Consider the following 17,807-nt stretch of genomic DNA (forward strand, 5'->3'; position numbering starts at 1 on the left):
GAATCTGTCATATTTTATGAGATGTTTACGAGATATGAGATGCTATTTTTTAACTTTGCAGCACGCAGTTTAAGCGTAATAAAAATTATATGTCAAGAGACGAAGAATTAAAAACGCGATGGAAAGACGTCGTTACTAAATTATCGAATCAATTTGCCGATGGCGATACGTTAGATCTAGATGCTATTATTTATTTAATTGGCTTTCAGGAATTAGGACAGTTGGATCGTACTTTTAAAAAGGACCAGAAATTAGATTTAATGCATATCGCAATCTGTAAGTTATTGATGCCTTATGGGTATTATGAGTTTGATTTTGTAGACGAAGATGGTTGGCCGCATTATACCATGAAAGAACAACTACCAACTTTAAAAGCTGGTGAGCAAAGTATTTTAATGAAAGAAGCTATTGTAAACTATTTCATGGAAACCGAATATATAAAGTAAGAATTATTAAATTTGCATTCATTTTTGAAGGAATATCATGATTGATAAAATAAAAGAACTTATTGCTGAAGCAGAAGCGTTTAAAGCACAGTCTAAAGACGAAGTTGAAGCTTTCCGTATTAAATATTTAGGTAAAAAAGGATTGTTAAACGATTATTTTGCTGAATTTAAGAACGTAGCTCACGATCAAAAGAAGGAATTTGGTCAAGTAATTAATGAGCTTAAAAATATTACTCAAGAACGGGTAGATGCTTTAAAAGCTGAATTTGAAGGTAATGAGGAGTCGAAAGGCGTTTATGGTGATTTATCTAAACCCGGTGAACCGATTTCTATTGGAGCACGTCATCCGATTTCAATTGTAAAAAATCAAATTATAGATATTTTTTCAACGATAGGCTTTAACGTTAGTGAAGGCCCAGAAATTGAAGATGATTGGCATAATTTTACAGCCTTAAATTTACCAGAATATCATCCGGCAAGAGATATGCAGGATACGTTTTTTATTCAAACAGATCCAGATGTCTTGTTAAGAACACATACAAGTTCTGTACAAGTGCGTTATATGGAAAATAATGCACCTCCAATTCGTACCATTTCTCCAGGTCGTGTGTATAGAAATGAAGCGATATCGGCACGTTCTCACTGTTTCTTTCACCAAGTTGAAGGATTATATATAGATAAAGATGTAAGCTTTGCAGACTTAAAGCAAACGCTTCAGTATTTCACTACTGAAATGTTCGGAAAATCTAAAATTCGTTTACGTCCGTCTTATTTCCCATTTACAGAACCAAGCGCGGAAATTGATGTGTATTGGGGATTAGAAACAGAATCTGATTACAAAATTACTAAAGGAACCGGTTGGTTAGAAATTGGTGGTTGTGGTATGGTAGATCCTAATGTTTTGGAAAATTGTAATATTGATTCTAAAGTGTATTCTGGTTTTGCTTTTGGAGTAGGAATAGATCGTATCGCTATGTTATTGCACCAAATAAATGATATTCGTTTGTTAAGTGAAAATGATGTGCGTTTCTTAGAACAATTTAAGTCTACTATATAATTTCATGAAGAAAGATATTGAAATTCCAAAAGTAGATGGTGTATATGTTGCTGCTGTAAAAGTATTTAATGAAGCCTTTAGGGTAGACGAGTGGACGGCCTATATTATAAATGATAAAGATGTAGATTTAGAGATGGTTTTAATCGTCACTAAAGGCCTATCTAAAGACAAGAAAACAGCAGTAATGCGTCATAAACTAGACACACTTCCTGCTAGAAGTTTCGCGAAAATTGAATACCTTCAAGAAGATGTTTTGGCATTAACAAACACTTTTGAAATCTCTTTTTTTGAAGGTAACAAAATGTTCGATAAAACATTCGTATTTAAAGAAAACACGATAAACGAAAAGGCTTTTCAGCTTATTCCTACTATGGGAGTTCAGGGTGTTTTAGTGAAATAATAGCCCCGATTTAATCTAGTTTTTCGGTTAGTTTTGTGAATGTTTTCTTAGGGTCTTTCCCTTCATATAAAATTTCGTAAACGGCATCAATTATAGGAAGTTTAGTTTTTCTATCGTTTTTGTCGTTTAATAAATGTGCACTTTTTGTGGCATAATATCCTTCAGCAACCATGCTCATTTCCATTTGTGCAGATTTTACGGTATAGCCTTTCCCAATCATATTTCCAAACATTCTATTTCTGGAAAACAAAGAATATCCAGTAACTAATAAATCGCCTAAATATGCCGAATTATTAATATTACGTTTCATTTTGTGCATCTTTTTAATAAAGCGTTTCATTTCGCGAATAGCGTTACTCATTAGTACACTCTGGAAGTTATCTCCGTACCCTAAACCGTGTGCAATCCCTGCAGCAATAGCATAAATGTTCTTTAGCATTACGGCGTATTCTGTCCCGATAACATCGTCGCTAATTTTTGTTTTTATATAATTACTTGATAGGTTTTTTGCAATAGCTTTCGCTTTTTTAGAATCGGCACAAGAAATGGTTAAGTATGACAAACGTTCTAATGCAACCTCTTCGGCATGACATGGGCCAGCGATTACAGCAATATTATTAAATGGAATATTAAATACATTATGAAAATGTTGTCCTACCAATAATCCAGATTCAGGTATAATACCTTTTACTGCAGAAACTACCGTTTTATTAGAAATGTCTATCGTTAATTTTTCTAATTCACTTTGCATAAAAGCAGAAGGAATTGCAAAAATTAAGACATCTGCATAATTGGCTATTTCATCTATATCGTTACTTAAAATAAGTTCGTCTGTTTTAAATTCTACAGAACTTAAATAATTAGGATTGTGCTGTTCTTTTAGTAAATGTTCTTTTGTATAAACACTACGCATGTACCAACCCACTTCATCCAGATTTTCGCAAAGCATTTTTACAATGGCAGTAGCCCAGCTACCAGCACCAAATACAGCATATTTTAATTCTTTACTCATAAAAACATTAAGATTATAAGATTCAAAAGTACGTAAAAAAGTAGTTTTTTTGGGTTAATGAAATATTAATAAAGCATATTTTAAAGTGTAATATATAACAATAGCTTAAGATTTTAGTAAAATTTCATTTTTAATTATATAAATTGAAGTGTCTTCGAAAAAGATTTTTTCTTGTTCTAGAAAAGTTTCAATGTTCTCTAATGAATCTGTGATTTCAATTATTTGGGGGTGTTTAAAATGTTGAACATCACCAAGTCCCCAGTTTATTTTTTCATTATTAAAATACCCTTTTGAGACATTAAATTGTAACACCTGATTTAAGTTTGAAGCTTTAGCTTTCTTTAAAATTAGTGTAGAAAAATCAGATTCGTGAAGTGTTTTCCAAAAGGGGACATCTTTACGTTTTTTACCGTATTCAAAATAAATTCTTACTGTGGTTAACGTTTTCATTTATGATGTCTTTTAGCGTCAATTTCAGATAAGGTAAGTCCTTTTTCTCTAAACACACTATTGTTTTTCGGACTTCCAATAATTTGTGAAGTATACACACCAGTATGCCCAGAAAATAAATAGGAAACGCTACATGCAATGGCTATAAAAACGCCTGCTTCAATTCCGAATAACTCAATTCCCATAACTGTGCAAGCAATTGGTGTATTGGTGGCTCCGGCAAAAACAGCGACAAATCCCATACCTGCGAGTAAGCCCATTGGAAGCGGAATAAACCAAATTAAAACATTCCCTAAAGTTGCTCCTATATAAAATAGAGGTGTTACTTCCCCGCCTTTAAATCCAGCTCCAAGAGTGAAGGATGTGAAGAGTAGTTTTGCTAAAAAATCGTAAGAATTCATGTTAGAGCTAAACGATTCAACTATTGTAGGAATACCTAATCCAATATATTTTGTAGTGCCAATACTATATATAGTGATGGCTAAAATTAGGCCACCAATACACGGACGTAATGGCGGATATTTTATAAGTTTTTTAAATTGATTTGTCCAAAAGTGTGTTGATTTAGAAAACAACATGGCTACTAGCCCAAAAATTATTCCTGCCAACATGGCCCAAAGTAGATTAATAGGATTCATTTCGGCAACAGTATCAATGTGGTAATGTGTATGTCCAACATTCCAAATCTCACAAAAATAGTTGGCTAACACAGCGGCTAAAAAACTAGGAACAATCGCGTCTAAACGAATACGACCTAAAATCAGTACCTCTAAAGCAAAAATTCCTCCGGCCAAAGGTGTACCAAAAACCGATGCAAAACCAGCACTTATACCAGCAATTATTACAATTTTCCGATCGCGATCCGAGAGTTTGAATATTTTAGTGAATTGGTCTGCAACAGCACCTCCAATTTGTACAGCAGTACCTTCACGACCTGCAGACCCACCAAATAAATGAGTAACCACAGTGCCGAATAATACCAATGGTGCCATTTTAAACGGAATTATTTTTTTAGGTGAATGAAATTCTTCTAAAAGTAAATTGTTTCCTTTAACGACACTGTCTCCAAACAGGTGATAGGTGATTCCTATAATGAATCCTCCAATAGGTAATAAGGCGATTATCCAATAATTTGACTCTCTATAATTTGTCGCCCATTCTAGACTTTTTAAGAAAAAAGCAGAAATACTTCCTGTTACGAGCCCTATAAAAGCACAGATTACAAACCATTTAAGAAGATAATATAAAGAGGGGATTTGTTCGAAAGAGGTTAATTGTTTTTTAAGATTTTCAAATTTCATAATTACCTAATATAAACGATTCTACTTAGGCATAAATAAGCCTGTAAAAAGTAGAAGTCATCAGTTCTTTGCGAACGGTTTAAGGCAGACCTCATTGCCCAATGAAACAAAATTATAACAAATAAAATAAAATCAATCAGTTTTAGTGAGTCTTTATAATCCTCATGTAAATTTAAGTTTTTGAAAGGTGTATCATATTTAATCTATAGACTTTGTAATTTGTTGATTATTAATTTTTTAACATTAGATTGTGATTGTTTATACAATTCTGGCATAATTATTAGAGTTATCTAATTGCTAAGATTAAAATATATCTCTATCAAGTAGTTACTATGGTTTTAGGATATGCCTGATAGAGATTTTAATAATTAAAAAGGCTATGAAATGGTGTGCTAAAGCACTTCTTTTCTTCTAATATTAATGCGCATAGCGTCTTCAATTGGTTCCTCTGAAACTAGAATTAAATAGCCTCCTCCACCAGCTCCAGCAAGCTTCCATGCCATAGCGTGATCTTTATGTTTATCGATTTCTTTATTAATTCTATCGTTAACCATTGCAGGAAACATTTTTACTTGTGCTTTAAATGAATTTAAAAATCCAGTAGCAAAGGTGTCTAAATCTTTAGCCTTTATAGCGTCCCAAACCATTTCAGACGCTTCGGATAATTCTTTTACATTGTCTTCATTAATATACGTTTCACCTAAAAGATCTAAGCCAGGTTCTCTTGGCCAAAGCATAACCATGTAAATATGCTCTTCTAGCCAGGTTAACGTAGATTCGTCATCAATAGATTCGAATTTTGTAGGCCAATACGCTTTGTCGTAATAGTGTCTTACGAGACCTGGCATGCAAATACCAATGGCATCTTGTGCGCCAGAAATTAGAGTTGAACCCGGTGTATTTTCAAATTTAAAAAGTATTTCAGCTAGTTTTTCTGGCTTTTCTAAAGGTAAATAATAAGGCCAAATTTGTTTTGCAGCATTCCTAGTAGAGGTAGACATACCGCAACGTTCGTTATATTCTATAATAGGCTCAATAGATAATGTAATAGCCCATCCTGGATGAAATTTAGAAACGTAAGGTTGGTCAATCCAAGTACCTGCTAAATCGATTCGATAAGGTAAAGAACAATTTCCTGCAGATCGTATGGCTGTTGTTGAGCGCTCAGGAAGTCCTTCGTCTGGAATTCGTTTTAGGTTTTTTAGTTCGATGTTAAGAGCGTTACATAATTCTTCTTTTTTAGGAGAAAAACCATCTTCATTTACTACAAAAAAATCAGGTTTTAATGTTTCTAAATCTTCTTTGAAATCTAAGATTCCAGAGCCCGTATTTACAAAAGCTTTTTTTACGTACCTAATAGCATTTATCATATAAAGTCTTTCTTGTTCCGAATTAATGGTTTGGCGCCCTTTCAATTCTGAAATAGTTGCGTCAGAACCGATCCCAACATATAAGTCACCATACATAGAGGCTTCTTTAAAAAATGCAATATGGCCACTATGTAGCATGTCAAAACACCCAGAAACAAATACTTTTTTATTCATCTTATATTTAATTTATATTCTAAAATTGGATTTACTCTCTAAAAACAATTGTATGCAAGATATTTTATTTGCGGAAAACGAGCAACAACTTTGTTGTAAAAGCGTACTTGTAATACTTATTATAACTGCTTTTGGTGTCGTTATTTAAAATATTTCAGAAATCATTATGAATTGCCCTTTTATAAAGAACTTCTAATTCTTATCAGAATACAACAATTTACGAGTAACAGATGTTATCCTGGAGAAGCGTTACGTGTTTTTACTTTAGGTTAAAAGATAAAATAGCAGATAAGAAAAAGGGCAATCCTAATTGAATTGCCCTTTTTCTTATCTGTAAAAATTCATTTCGTCTATGTATGTCCATACATGTTCAGGAAGTAGTGGTTTGCAGCTTTTACCATCGTAAACCGCCTGTCTTATAAAGGTTGAAGAGATTTCCATGATAGGAGCATCAACTCGATGAATCTTAGGATGATTTTTAAGTTGAGTTTCTGTTTTACCTTCAGAAATTCTAGGATACACATAAATATTATGATTTTCTAAAATGACATCATTATTTTTCCACTTATGAAATCCTTTTAAATTGTCTTCACCCATAATAAGTGAAAACTCATGATTTGGATGTTTTTCCAAGAGGTAGGTAAGCGTATTAATCGTATAACTAGGTTGCGGCAATTTAAACTCGATGTCGCTGGCAGTTAATTTTTCATAATCTTTTGTAGCCTGATACACCATTTCTAATCTGTGATGATTATCTAAAAGTGTATTTTTCTTTTTAAACGGATTATGAGGCGTAACCACCAACCAAATCTGATCTAAATCGCTATATTCAGCCATGTGATTTGCTATGATTAAATGCCCAACGTGAATGGGATTAAAGGTGCCAAAGTAGAGTCCGATTTTCATGAAATGTTAAGCTTTGTTTATAAATTCTGAAACTACTTTTTCTGCCTCTGCGAGTGCGTGTTCTAAAGTGTCGTTTTCTATAATACAATCAAAGAGCGGAGCTGTAGCTAATTCGGCTGATGCTTTTGCAACTCGCATGTTTATTTTGTCTTCAGATTCTGTTTTACGCTTTTTTAAACGGATTTTTAATTCGTCTATACTTGGTGGTTTTACAAAAATTGAAAGTGTCTCTTTAGGGAATTTTCGTTTTATACGTAGACCTCCAGATACGTCAATATCAAAAATCACGTGTTTTCCTTGTGCCCAAATGCGCTCAACTTCACTTTTTAATGTACCATAAAAATTATCGCGATAGACTTCTTCCCATTCTAAAAAGGCATCAGTTTTAATATTAGTTTTAAAATCTTCAAGCGATAAAAAATAATAATCTTTGGCATCTACTTCTGTACCACGTTTTTCGCGTGATGTTGCTGAAATTGAAAATTCTAAATTTAAATCTTCAAGACCAAGTAAATGTCTTACTATAGTTGTTTTTCCAGAACCTGATGGGGCAGAAAAAACGATAAGTTTCCCTTTGGGCATGTTATAAAACGTTTAAAAGTTGTTCTTTTATTTTTTCTAGTTCGTCTTTCATTTGCACAACTAATTTTTGCATAGGTGCATAATTACTTTTAGAACCAATTGTGTTTATTTCACGACCAAGTTCCTGACCGATAAATCCTAATTTTTTTCCGTTTGAATCTTCAGAATTTAAAGACGTCATAAAATAGTCTAAATGGTTTTTTAAACGTACTTTTTCTTCAGTGATGTCATATTTTTCAATATAATACACCAATTCTTGCTCGAATCTGTTTTCGTCTACTTTCTCTTTTAAATCTTCTATACCTTTACGTAAACGCTCTCTAACAGCTTCAATACGCTCAGGGTCTATAGTGATTACTTCCTCTAAAAGGTTTTCAATAGTTGCGATTCTATTTTTAAAATCAGCTTCTAGAACTTTACCTTCATCTAGTCTGTATTCGCTAATATGTTTTAATGCCAAATGGATTTCATTTAAGATATTGTCCCATTCATCTTCGTCAATATCTTGGCGTTCTGTGCTTAATGCATCCGGGAAACGAACTGCCATTTTAAGAAGTTCGGTAGCATCGCCATCAACAATTTCTTTCAATTGTTTTAAATATTCTTTTACAACAGGTTTGTTAATTTGAGTAGAAGTCTCTTCACCTGTAACTTCAACAAAAATGGAAAAATCAATCTTTCCGCGTTCTAGTTTATCAGCAATAAGTTTACGTAAATTCAATTCCTTCTCTCTGTAAAAAGAAGGCATTCGCGTATTCAAATCTAGGTTTTTACTGTTCAGTGATTTTATTTCTATAGAAATTTTTTTGGTTGGTAATTGTAATACAGATTTACCGTAACCCGTCATTGAATATATCATAAACTATAATTAAAAGTTGTGCAAAGGTAATTAAACTTAAGCGTTTAGAAAATTCTAAAATTAGTATGCGTGCACAGTATAATTTTTTATTTTTATGGAAATTAATAATTATAGATATGTATACAAAACAATTTGAAATACGATGGAGTGATATCGATGCAAATCGCCATTTAGCTAATTCTGCTTATACTAATTTTATGAGTCATACGCGGATGGCATTTTTGCTAGAAAACGGATTTTCGGCTAAAGACATGGCGCAGTACAATATAGGTCCAGTGGTGTTTTACGAGCATATGTATTATTTTAAAGAAGCGTTTTTAGGACAGCCAATAACAGTGGGATTAGAAGTGTCTGGAATAAGTGAGGACGGTAAATTTTTTAAATTTGAACATAATTTTTATAATCAAAAAGGTGAAAATATTGCGCATTGTGAAATGTTAGGAGGCTGGATAAATTTAAAAGAACGGAAATTAACAGCGCTTCCAGGCGAATTAATGAAAATGGCTGAAGTATTCCCGAAAACAAAAGATTTTAAATGGCTAACCAAGGCAGATACTAGAGTTATGAATAAGATACCAAAACCTCTAAATAAATAACTTATTTAGATGGTTTTGTAACTAAATATACGCCAGCAAAAATTAAAATGGCAGCTATTATTTTGACGCTATTAATAGTGTCGCTGCCAATAATTAAAGCGAAAATTGCGGCTACCATTGGTTGGAGATAAACAAAAATACTAGCTGTAGAGGCTTTTACTTGCTTTAGGGCAATTACATTTAATAAGTAAGTTCCAAAAGTTGCAAAAACAACAACAAAAAATGCTGAAAATATATTGTAAGATGAAAATGTATGCCATTGCACTTCTCGGAATTCTTGAATACCAAAAGGCGTTGTCATTATTAAACCTAAAAGAAACAACCATTTTATAATCGTTAGCGGATGATATTTAGCCGTTAGTTTTTTCGCTATTATAAGGTAGATACTAAAAGCGGTAGCATTAAGAATAATCAAAGAATTCCCTAGTACGATGTTATCGCCGGAATGTATTGCTTTTCCGTAAATACTCAGAATTATAGCTCCGGAAAATCCTAAAATGATTCCAAGAATTTTTAGAGAAGTAATCTTTTCTTTTAAATAAATTGAGGACAATACAAGTACAACAATGGGAGTAATTGTAGATATTACGGAGGCATGGATAGGGGTTGTAAATTCTAGGCCTTTAAAAAATGAGAGCATATTAAGGAACATTCCAAAAAATGCAGCTGCTATAAACGTTAAGTAATCTTGTTTCTGTATTTTTTCTTTAGGAATAAATATTCCTATAATCCAGAAAAGCGTTGTTGCTCCTAATAGGCGTAGTAAAATAAATCCAGCAGGCTTGATGTAACCGCCGTCTATAACATCGTTGGCGAAACCGTAATTTAAGCCATAAAATACTTGAACTAAAAAGAGTAAAACTAATGCTAATGTGCGTTTATTCATGTATAGCATGTTTGGCAGCAGCTACCGATTTTTTACTGTTTCCGATAAATATTTGATTGTCGTAAACTAATACAGGTCGGCTTAAAAAGGTGTAATGTTCTAAAATGTAGTTTTTGTAATCGGTTTCTTCTAAAGTCTGATTTTTTAAATCCATTTCTTTATACAATTTAGCTCGTTTGCTAAAGAGTGCTTCATAACTTTTCGATAATTCATACATCTCTTCAAGTTGAGCCACTGTAATTGGTGATTCTTTAATATCTTGAAAGCTTACATCCTTAGGCAGATCTAATTCTTTAATGATGCGCATACACGTGTTACAAGTTTTTAAGTAGTATATTTTTTTCATAATGATCAGATTTTGATGCAAAATAAAAGCATTTTAATGAGTTTGACTTATATTTATTCAAAAATTGAATACAATGAATTTTACTTTTTCTGTATTTGAAAAAACTAGAGGTTTTTTTAAATCATATTTAGAACAGTTAAGTCTTGAAGATTTAAACAAAATCCCAAAAGGATTTAATAATAATATTATTTGGAATATTGGCCATATTGTGGCTACAGAACAAGTTCTGATTTATAAATTATCTGGTTTGCCAATGTTGGTTTCAGATGAATTTATAAATGCTTATAGAAAAGGTTCCAAGCCAGAAGGGAATGTAACACAAGATGATGTTGATGTTATCGCAAAAATGCTTTCAGAAACTATTCAAAAAACAAAAACAGACTATAACGAAAATGCATTTCTAAATTTTCAAGAATATACGCCCGAAACGACTGGAACTACATTGCATAATGTAGACGACGCCTTAGATTTTGCTTTATTTCATGAAGGTATTCATTTAGGAATTGTAATGTCGTTACTAAAAACCGTTAAACTTTAGATAAGAATTAACCACGCTAAATGGGATAACAAATTCTGTTATTCCCGCAGCGTAGGGTGCAATTTCGTAAGTGTTATACAATAGAATCAACCCGTCTGCGCTGTAGCCTATGTTTTGAGGTAAAACAAATTTTTCGGGATCTAGATACATGTCTTTTTTCTCCGCAATCTCGTCGTTAAAGTATGGGGTTGCTACTTGGGTAAACTCAGTGATGTTTTTAAATAATTGACTGTTATCAATTAAAGCACCAGTTTGTGCGTCAAAATTTAAGAAGCTAATAACTAAAATACCGTGAGCACCACCGGTATTCGTGTAACAAGTTAATGAGATGCTAATAATCTCTGGCGATTGAAACATAACCTCTCCATCTATTTGAGCTTCCCATTCTTGTGCACTTTCAGGAAATTGACTTTTAAAGTCAGTGTATTCAGAATTGAAGTTATTTATATTGTCTTCAAGAGCATTTATTGTATTATCTTCTTGATTAAACTGAAGTGCTGCAGCAATACGCTGTTCTAGTGTTACGTTTATTTGTTTAGCAATATCACTCTCACCTTCAGCCTTAGGAATATTAATGTCTACAATATTATTGGTAGGAGTTGAAAAAGATTCTTCTGAAAATGTTATAGCTTTTTCTTCTGTACATGAAGCTAAAATGAAAAGGCAAAACAGAACGAGAATTTGGTGTAATTTAGGGTGCATAATAGTGCTTTATTTTTCTAGAATAAAGGTACATATTGCAGTTTGATATTCGAAGATAAAATTAGACTTTATATATTAAAAAAAATCAATATAAAGAAGATGAAATTTATTAGTTTAGATAGTACACATAACCAAAAGTGAACCAGATTAAAGCATCGTTGTTTTCATTATAATCTAATGGATGGTTTAAACCATCTACCCAATCACTATTAAAAAACTGAAACTTAGTTTCGAATAAGAAATCAGAATATTCACTTACTTTATATCGTACTCCAATTCCAGTATTCAAAGCCATAGTATAAAATGATTCTGTATTTATAGAACCTTTATTTGCCCATGGTCCATATAATTGATCTTCATTAGTGATATTTGATCCTGGTTTTGCATAGGTATATTGTACACCAAGAATTAGGTATGGAGTAAAATCGAAAAAGTTGTAAAAGAAACCTCTTAAACTTAAGGGGTAATATTCAAGAGCTACACCTAAACTAGAATTTTTTGCTTCTCCACGTTGTGCTCTTAATTTATTAGCATTTTCACTGGTGTTGTCAGGATCGACATATTCACCATAATGCTGTAAGCTAGTTTTGTTAAAAGAAAGATCAAATCGAAGTTTAAAATGGTCGTAAGCATAATCACGTCTAGATCCCCAATCCATAGGATTTATATCGAACATTAAGCCAGCTCCAAATCCAATGTTTCCACGGTTAGTAGCCTTGTCTCCTCTTAAACCAAAATCAGAACGCATTTGAACGGGTCCAACTAGTATTCCAAGTTCATAACCTGTCAATGTTTGTGAATTGACTGAATTGAATAGGCTTAAAAATATAACTAATAAAAGTAATTTTAGGTTGTTTAGCATTGGATCTAAATGAAATAGATGCAGATTTAGTTGATTAATAGCATTAACAAATATATAAAATGATTAATACCAATCCAATAAAATTTAAAAAATCGGCATTAAGTTTTTTTTAACATCAAATTAATTGTGAAACTACAAAAAAAGACTGTAATTTTTAAAGATAATGTATATTTGTTGTTCAAAACTCATGAATGTTTAACTGCATCATAATTTTTTAAAAAATGAAAAATCAAATAAATACTTTTTTAGAGCTTGTAAAACAAAAAGATGGTCATGAACCAGAGTTTCTTCAAGCAGTACACGAAGTTGCAGAAACAGTAATTCCGTTTATTGAAAATAATCAAAAATATAAGGGTAAAAAATTATTGGAGCGTATGGTCGAACCAGAACGTACCATAATATTTAGAGTCCCGTGGATTGATGATAAAGGAGATACTCAGGTAAATAGAGGTTTTAGAATTGAGTTTAATTCTGCTATTGGTCCTTATAAAGGCGGATTGCGTTTTCATCCTTCAGTAAACTTAAGTATTTTAAAATTTTTAGGATTCGAACAAACTTTTAAAAACTCTTTAACAACTTTGCCTATGGGCGGAGGTAAAGGAGGTAGTGATTTCGATCCGAAAGGTAAAAGTGATAATGAAGTGATGCGTTTTTGTCAATCATTTATGTCAGAATTAGCGCGTCATATAGGTCCAAATACAGATATTCCAGCTGGAGATATAGGTGTTGGAGGTCGCGAAATAGGTTATTTATTCGGTCAATATAAAAGACTTCGTAACGAGTTTACTGGTGTGTTAACAGGTAAAGGTATGGAATACGGAGGGTCATTAATTAGACCTGAAGCGACTGGTTATGGCGCTGTTTATTTTGCTAAAAATATGTTAGATACGCGTAACGAATCGTTAGAAGGAAAAATTATAGTTATTTCTGGTTCAGGTAATGTGGCTCAATATGCTTGTGAAAAAGCAACGGAATTAGGTGCAAAAGTGGTAACGCTTTCAGATTCTTCAGGATACATTTACGATGCAGACGGAATAAATGCTGAAAAGTTAGCATTTATCATGGAGCTTAAAAATGTAAAACGTGGTCGTATAAATGAATATGTTAAGGCTTACCCATCTGCAAAATTTGTTGAAGGAGAAAGACCGTGGTCTGTAAAATGCGATATAGCAATGCCTTGTGCTACACAAAATGAATTAGATGCAAACGATGCTAAATTATTAATAGCAAATAATGTAATTGCTGTTGCCGAAGGTGCAAATATGCCTACTACACCAGAAGCTATTTCAATTATTCAGGATGCTAAATTATTGTTTTCGCCAGGAAAAGCTTCTAATGCTGGTGGTGTTGCGACTTCTGGTTTAGAAATGAGTCAGAATTCTTTACGTTTAAATTGGACTAGAGAAGAAGTTGATGCTAAATTACATCAAATTATGAATGATATTCATGAGTCTTGTGTAACTTATGGTACTGAGGAGGATGGTTATGTAGATTATGTAAAAGGAGCAAATATTGCTGGTTTTGTTAAAGTAGCAGATGCTATGTTAGCTCAAGGAGTGGTATAATCTCTAATTTTAAATATTTTAAAAAAGCCTTCGAAAATTTACTTTTGAAGGCTTTTTTTATGGTTTTAGAAATTTAAATGTTTTAAAGTGTCTAAAACTTTAGTATGCATATCGTTAGTGTAATCAAGGTGGGTTACTAGGCGTAGTTTTCCTTGCCCCATATCGCTAATTAAAATATTTTGTTCTTTCAATTTTAAAATAAATTGATTGCTATTTACATCTTTTTCTAACTCAAAAATTACAATGTTTGTTTCAGTAGGCACTACGTGTTTTATAACGTTTAACGTTTTTAAATGTTCGCCTAATACTTTTGCTTTTTTATGATCTTCGGCTAAACGTGTTATATTATGGTCTAAAGCATAAAGTCCTGCTGCTGCCAAAAATCCACCTTGACGCATCCCGCCACCTAACATTTTTCGTATTCGTAAAGCGCGAGACATAAATTCCTTGTCGCCAGTTAATACCGATCCTATTGGGCAACCTAGGCCTTTACTTAAACAAACTGAAATGGTGTCGAATACTGTTCCGTATTGTTGTGAAGTTTCATTTTTAGCGACCAAGGCATTCCATAAACGCGCTCCATCTAAATGATATCCTAAGTTGTGTTCCTCACAAACGGATTTTATTTTTTCAAGTTCCTTAAATTCCCAACAAGCACCACCTCCTTTATTGGTCGTGTTTTCAACTTCAACTAAAGAAGTTAACGGACTATGATAAAATTCTGGTGGATTTATGGCTTCTATAACATCTTTGGCTGTAAACATTCCTTGATGTCCATCGATTAATTTACAAGAGACTCCGCTATTAAAAGAAGCTCCTCCACCTTCATAATTATATATATGTGCATATTTATCGCAGATAACCTGTTCACCCGGATTTGTATGTAATTTAATTGCTGTTTGGTTAGCCATTGTTCCGCTAGGAAAAAACATAGCGTGAGATTTTCCAAACATGTTTGCAATGCGTTTTTCTAAAAGATTTATAGTTTCATCTTCCTTATATACATCGTCCCCAATTTGAGCAGACATCATGGCGTCTAGCATTTCTTTAGTTGGTTTTGTTACTGTATCACTTCTTAAATCAATAATCATGTGTTTGTGTTTAAAGTATGATTTGAGGAGAGAAAGTTAAGTGAATCTAATTAATTATCTTTTTTAAAATCAGAATTTATTTACACGAAATATTATTATGATATTAATATTAACGGGGTGTTTTTTTTATTGAAAATCGGTTAAAAAAGTGAAATTAATATTTTTTTTACACCGAATACTTGAGAAATTATGATTAATTTAGGAAAAACGTAAAATGCATGGAACCAACCAATTTTAAGAACCTCTTTTCTACATATGAAACTAACGAAAAATTCTTTGACGAGATTTTCGATAAAAAGGAAAATGTAAGGGAAGTGTATAAGAAATTATTTGACTTATATAATAGTCAAACTATTGAAGAATTTATTACAGTAAACAACAAAGCTAAAACGTCTTTTTTTAATCAAGGTATTACATTTCAGGTATATAGCGATGAAAAAGCTCAGGAAAAAATATTTCCATTCGATTTATTTCCTAGAATTATAGATGCCGCCGAATGGAAAACATTAGAGCGTGGGGTTCTGCAGCGTTGTAAGGCTTTAAATGCATTTATTTGGGATATTTATCACGATAAAAACATTATAAAAGCAGGTTTAGTTCCTATGGAATTAATTAGTTCTTCTGCTAATTATTTAAGACAAATGGATGGCTTGGATCCTGTTGGAGGAATTTATAACCATATCTCTGGAACAGATTTAATAAAGCATTCCGACGGTAAATATTATGTGTTAGAAGATAATATAAGATGTCCTTCTGGAGTGAGTTATGTAATGGGTAATCGTAATGCTTTAAAGCGCTCTTCGTTTGGTGTTTTTAATCATTATGATCTTCAGACTGTTTCCGATTATTCTGAAAATTTATTAGAAATTATGGAATCCGTAAAACCAAAAGGTGTCGATGTTCCTACATGCGTTATTATTACGCCAGGTGTTTTTAATTCTGCATATTACGAGCATGCCTATTTAGCAAAAACAATTGGTATTGAATTGGTAGAAGGTAGAGATCTTGTTGTTGAAAATGATTTTGTTTATATGAAAACGATAAGCGGACTTCAGAAAGTTGATGTTATTTATAGACGTATAGATGATACTTTCCTTGATCCATTAGAGTTTAGAAAAGATTCGGCTATTGGAGTGCCAGGATTATTCGCAGCCTACCAAAAAGGAAATGTAACGCTAGTAAATGCACCTGGAACTGGAGTTGCAGACGATAAGGCGATTTACACCTATATGCCCGATATTATTAAATTTTATTTAGGTGAAGAACCTATATTAAATAATGTACATACTTACCATTGTAGCAGACCAGTCGATCTAAAATTTGTATTAGAAAATATTCATAATTTGGTTGTAAAACCTGTAGATGAAGCTGGAGGTTATGGAATTTCTATAGGAAGTAGATTAACCAAACCCGAAATCGAAGCCGTTAAAAAAGTCATTCTTGAAAATCCAAGAAAATACATAGCGCAACCTATAATGTCACTTTCAGTTCATCCCACTTATATTGAAGATTGTCAATCTTTCGAGCAACGTCATGTCGATTTAAGAACATTTACTTTGCTTGGCCAGGATAAAGAATTTGTGTTAAAAGGAGGATTAACACGTGTGGCATTACAAAAAGGAAATTTAATAGTGAATTCTTCTCAAGGTGGAGGATCAAAAGATACTTGGGTTTTAAAAAAATAAAAATAATATATGTTAGCAAGAATAGCCAATAACTTATTTTGGATGGGTCGATATATAGAGCGTGCAGAACATACCGCACGTTTTACAAATGTAAATTACTTTTCGTCGTTAGATGCGCCCAATAAATTATCTAGAGACCGTCAATTTGTGCTTCGTGCTATTTACGAAATGGTTGGAGAAGAAGATGAAGATGATGAGGTTTTAGTAGAAGAAGAAGTGCTTTTTAATATCGCTTTAAATTCAGAGAAACATTATTCTATTTTAAAGTGTATATCGTATGCTCGCGAAAATGCAAATAGTTCTAGGGATTTAATTTCGAATGATTTTTACGAATCGATTAATAAGTTTTATCATTCCGTAATGAATTATTCAAAAGAGCATTTTGTAACTCGTGGTCTGCATGATTTTACAAGTCATGTAATGCATCAAACTACAATTTTAAAAGGGAAAATTCGTGGAACAATGTTACACGACGAAGTATATGCGCTTATTAAATTAGGTGTAAATATTGAACGTGCAACACAGGTTACGCGTATTTTACAAATTAAATATAACGATGCCGAGCAGGTAACTTTAGGGAAGCCTAAGCAGTTAAAAAAGAGTTTTGAATGGACAACACTTTTAAAGTGTGTCGATTCTTTCGATATTAATCGTAGAGTGTACAGAAGACCGCCAGTTCAGGTTACAGTTTTAGAATTTTTAATGCTAAATCCTTGTAGTCCACGTACCGTTTTGTATTGTTTAAACGAGATACAAACGCATATTACTATGCTGGATCCGTTAATTGCTCATAAAAAAAACACAGCAACTTTCTTAATCGGAAAAATGCGAAGTGAATATAAATATAAGACAGTTGAAGATATTCAGGGCGATGTAAAAGAATTTATTGCCCACACATTAGATAGCTTAGTTGAAATAAGTGAAATGCTTGAAGATGAATATTTTTATCATTAAAAAGACAATTGTATTCATAAAATGT

The 17,807-nt window shown here is 32.5% G+C and carries 20 protein-coding genes and 1 riboswitch; of the genes, 8 read left to right on the top strand and 12 right to left on the bottom strand.

Annotated features, from left to right (window positions below; genetic code table 11):
* Positions 1–89: 89 nt before the first annotated feature.
* From R6X41_RS09715 to R6X41_RS09725, 3 genes are read left to right on the top strand one after another with little or no spacing between them, the layout of a single operon-like run.
* Positions 90–446 carry a hypothetical protein gene (locus tag R6X41_RS09715; RefSeq protein ID WP_318499754.1) on the top strand — a complete coding sequence of 119 codons (357 nt, stop codon included), beginning with the start codon at positions 90–92 and terminating at the stop codon, positions 444–446.
* A gap of 37 nt (positions 447–483) precedes the next feature.
* Positions 484–1,503, top strand: coding sequence for a phenylalanine--tRNA ligase subunit alpha (pheS, locus tag R6X41_RS09720; protein WP_318499756.1), 1,020 nt, complete (start codon positions 484–486; stop codon positions 1,501–1,503).
* 4 nt (positions 1,504–1,507) lie between these two features.
* Entirely contained in the window at positions 1,508–1,903 is a 396-nt protein-coding gene (locus R6X41_RS09725; protein ID WP_318499758.1) for a hypothetical protein, read from the top strand.
* Positions 1,904–1,913: 10 nt separating this feature from the next.
* Here the strand turns inward: R6X41_RS09725 and R6X41_RS09730 are convergent, their stop codons facing one another.
* The 7 genes from R6X41_RS09730 to R6X41_RS09760 form a co-directional block, all read right to left on the bottom strand.
* Positions 1,914–2,915, bottom strand: a complete 1,002-nt coding sequence (locus tag R6X41_RS09730; protein ID WP_318499760.1) for an NAD(P)H-dependent glycerol-3-phosphate dehydrogenase — start codon at positions 2,913–2,915, stop codon at positions 1,914–1,916.
* Between the two features lie 105 nt (positions 2,916–3,020).
* On the bottom strand, positions 3,021–3,365 hold the full coding sequence (locus R6X41_RS09735; RefSeq protein WP_318499761.1) for a hypothetical protein: 345 nt from the start codon (positions 3,363–3,365) through the stop codon (positions 3,021–3,023).
* Positions 3,362–4,666 (bottom strand): voltage-gated chloride channel family protein, encoded by a 1,305-nt coding sequence (locus R6X41_RS09740; RefSeq protein ID WP_318499763.1) that lies wholly within the window; start codon positions 4,664–4,666, stop codon positions 3,362–3,364. The genes R6X41_RS09735 and R6X41_RS09740 overlap by 4 nt, the downstream gene beginning before the upstream one ends.
* A gap of 44 nt (positions 4,667–4,710) precedes the next feature.
* Positions 4,711–4,774: riboswitch (Fluoride riboswitch) on the bottom strand.
* 284 nt (positions 4,775–5,058) lie between these two features.
* Complete coding sequence (locus R6X41_RS09745; RefSeq protein ID WP_318499765.1) at positions 5,059–6,210, bottom strand: FAD synthase family protein; 1,152 nt, start codon at positions 6,208–6,210, stop codon at positions 5,059–5,061.
* Positions 6,211–6,537: 327 nt separating this feature from the next.
* On the bottom strand, positions 6,538–7,116 hold the full coding sequence (gene nadD, locus R6X41_RS09750; protein ID WP_318499767.1) for a nicotinate (nicotinamide) nucleotide adenylyltransferase: 579 nt from the start codon (positions 7,114–7,116) through the stop codon (positions 6,538–6,540).
* 6 nt (positions 7,117–7,122) lie between these two features.
* A complete protein-coding gene (gene gmk, locus R6X41_RS09755) occupies positions 7,123–7,698 on the bottom strand; it encodes a guanylate kinase (RefSeq protein ID WP_318499769.1) in 576 nt (191 codons plus the stop codon).
* Between the two features lies 1 nt (position 7,699).
* On the bottom strand, positions 7,700–8,557 hold the full coding sequence (locus R6X41_RS09760) for a YicC/YloC family endoribonuclease (RefSeq protein ID WP_318499771.1): 858 nt from the start codon (positions 8,555–8,557) through the stop codon (positions 7,700–7,702).
* Between the two features lie 116 nt (positions 8,558–8,673).
* On the opposite strand from R6X41_RS09760, the gene R6X41_RS09765 reads away from it, so the two are divergent.
* Positions 8,674–9,153 (top strand): acyl-CoA thioesterase, encoded by a 480-nt coding sequence (locus R6X41_RS09765; protein WP_318499773.1) that lies wholly within the window; start codon positions 8,674–8,676, stop codon positions 9,151–9,153.
* Between the two features lies 1 nt (position 9,154).
* Here the strand turns inward: R6X41_RS09765 and R6X41_RS09770 are convergent, their stop codons facing one another.
* Together R6X41_RS09770 and R6X41_RS09775 are read right to left on the bottom strand one after the other, a co-directional pair.
* Positions 9,155–10,039 (bottom strand): DMT family transporter, encoded by an 885-nt coding sequence (locus R6X41_RS09770; RefSeq protein ID WP_318499775.1) that lies wholly within the window; start codon positions 10,037–10,039, stop codon positions 9,155–9,157.
* Complete coding sequence (locus R6X41_RS09775) at positions 10,032–10,385, bottom strand: arsenate reductase family protein (protein ID WP_318499777.1); 354 nt, start codon at positions 10,383–10,385, stop codon at positions 10,032–10,034. The genes R6X41_RS09770 and R6X41_RS09775 overlap by 8 nt, the downstream gene beginning before the upstream one ends.
* A 73-nt stretch (positions 10,386–10,458) precedes the next feature.
* Between R6X41_RS09775 and R6X41_RS09780 the strand changes: the two genes are divergently transcribed.
* A complete protein-coding gene (locus tag R6X41_RS09780; protein ID WP_318499779.1) occupies positions 10,459–10,923 on the top strand; it encodes a DinB family protein in 465 nt (154 codons plus the stop codon).
* Here R6X41_RS09780 and R6X41_RS09785 read toward each other — a convergent pair.
* Positions 10,903–11,625, bottom strand: a complete 723-nt coding sequence (locus R6X41_RS09785; RefSeq protein ID WP_318499781.1) for a DUF3298 and DUF4163 domain-containing protein — start codon at positions 11,623–11,625, stop codon at positions 10,903–10,905. The two genes, R6X41_RS09780 and R6X41_RS09785, sit on opposite strands and share 21 nt — an antisense overlap.
* 109 nt (positions 11,626–11,734) lie before the next feature.
* Positions 11,735–12,487, bottom strand: a complete 753-nt coding sequence (locus R6X41_RS09790) for a THC0290_0291 family protein (RefSeq protein ID WP_318499783.1) — start codon at positions 12,485–12,487, stop codon at positions 11,735–11,737.
* A 221-nt stretch (positions 12,488–12,708) separates the two neighbouring features.
* On the opposite strand from R6X41_RS09790, the gene gdhA reads away from it, so the two are divergent.
* A complete protein-coding gene (gene gdhA, locus R6X41_RS09795) occupies positions 12,709–14,052 on the top strand; it encodes an NADP-specific glutamate dehydrogenase (protein WP_318499785.1) in 1,344 nt (447 codons plus the stop codon).
* A 65-nt stretch (positions 14,053–14,117) separates the two neighbouring features.
* Here the strand turns inward: gdhA and R6X41_RS09800 are convergent, their stop codons facing one another.
* Positions 14,118–15,143 (bottom strand): threonine aldolase family protein, encoded by a 1,026-nt coding sequence (locus tag R6X41_RS09800; protein ID WP_318499787.1) that lies wholly within the window; start codon positions 15,141–15,143, stop codon positions 14,118–14,120.
* 218 nt (positions 15,144–15,361) lie between these two features.
* Here R6X41_RS09800 and R6X41_RS09805 point away from each other — a divergent pair, with 218 nt between their 5' ends.
* Positions 15,362–16,828 carry a circularly permuted type 2 ATP-grasp protein gene (locus R6X41_RS09805; RefSeq protein WP_318499789.1) on the top strand — a complete coding sequence of 489 codons (1,467 nt, stop codon included), beginning with the start codon at positions 15,362–15,364 and terminating at the stop codon, positions 16,826–16,828.
* A 9-nt stretch (positions 16,829–16,837) separates the two neighbouring features.
* Positions 16,838–17,782, top strand: coding sequence for an alpha-E domain-containing protein (locus R6X41_RS09810; protein ID WP_318499791.1), 945 nt, complete (start codon positions 16,838–16,840; stop codon positions 17,780–17,782).
* The last annotated feature ends 25 nt before the right edge of the window (positions 17,783–17,807 follow it).

Origin of the sequence: Formosa sejongensis, assembly GCF_033447105.1 — a bacterium.
In the GTDB taxonomy this organism is placed as follows: domain Bacteria; phylum Bacteroidota; class Bacteroidia; order Flavobacteriales; family Flavobacteriaceae; genus Formosa.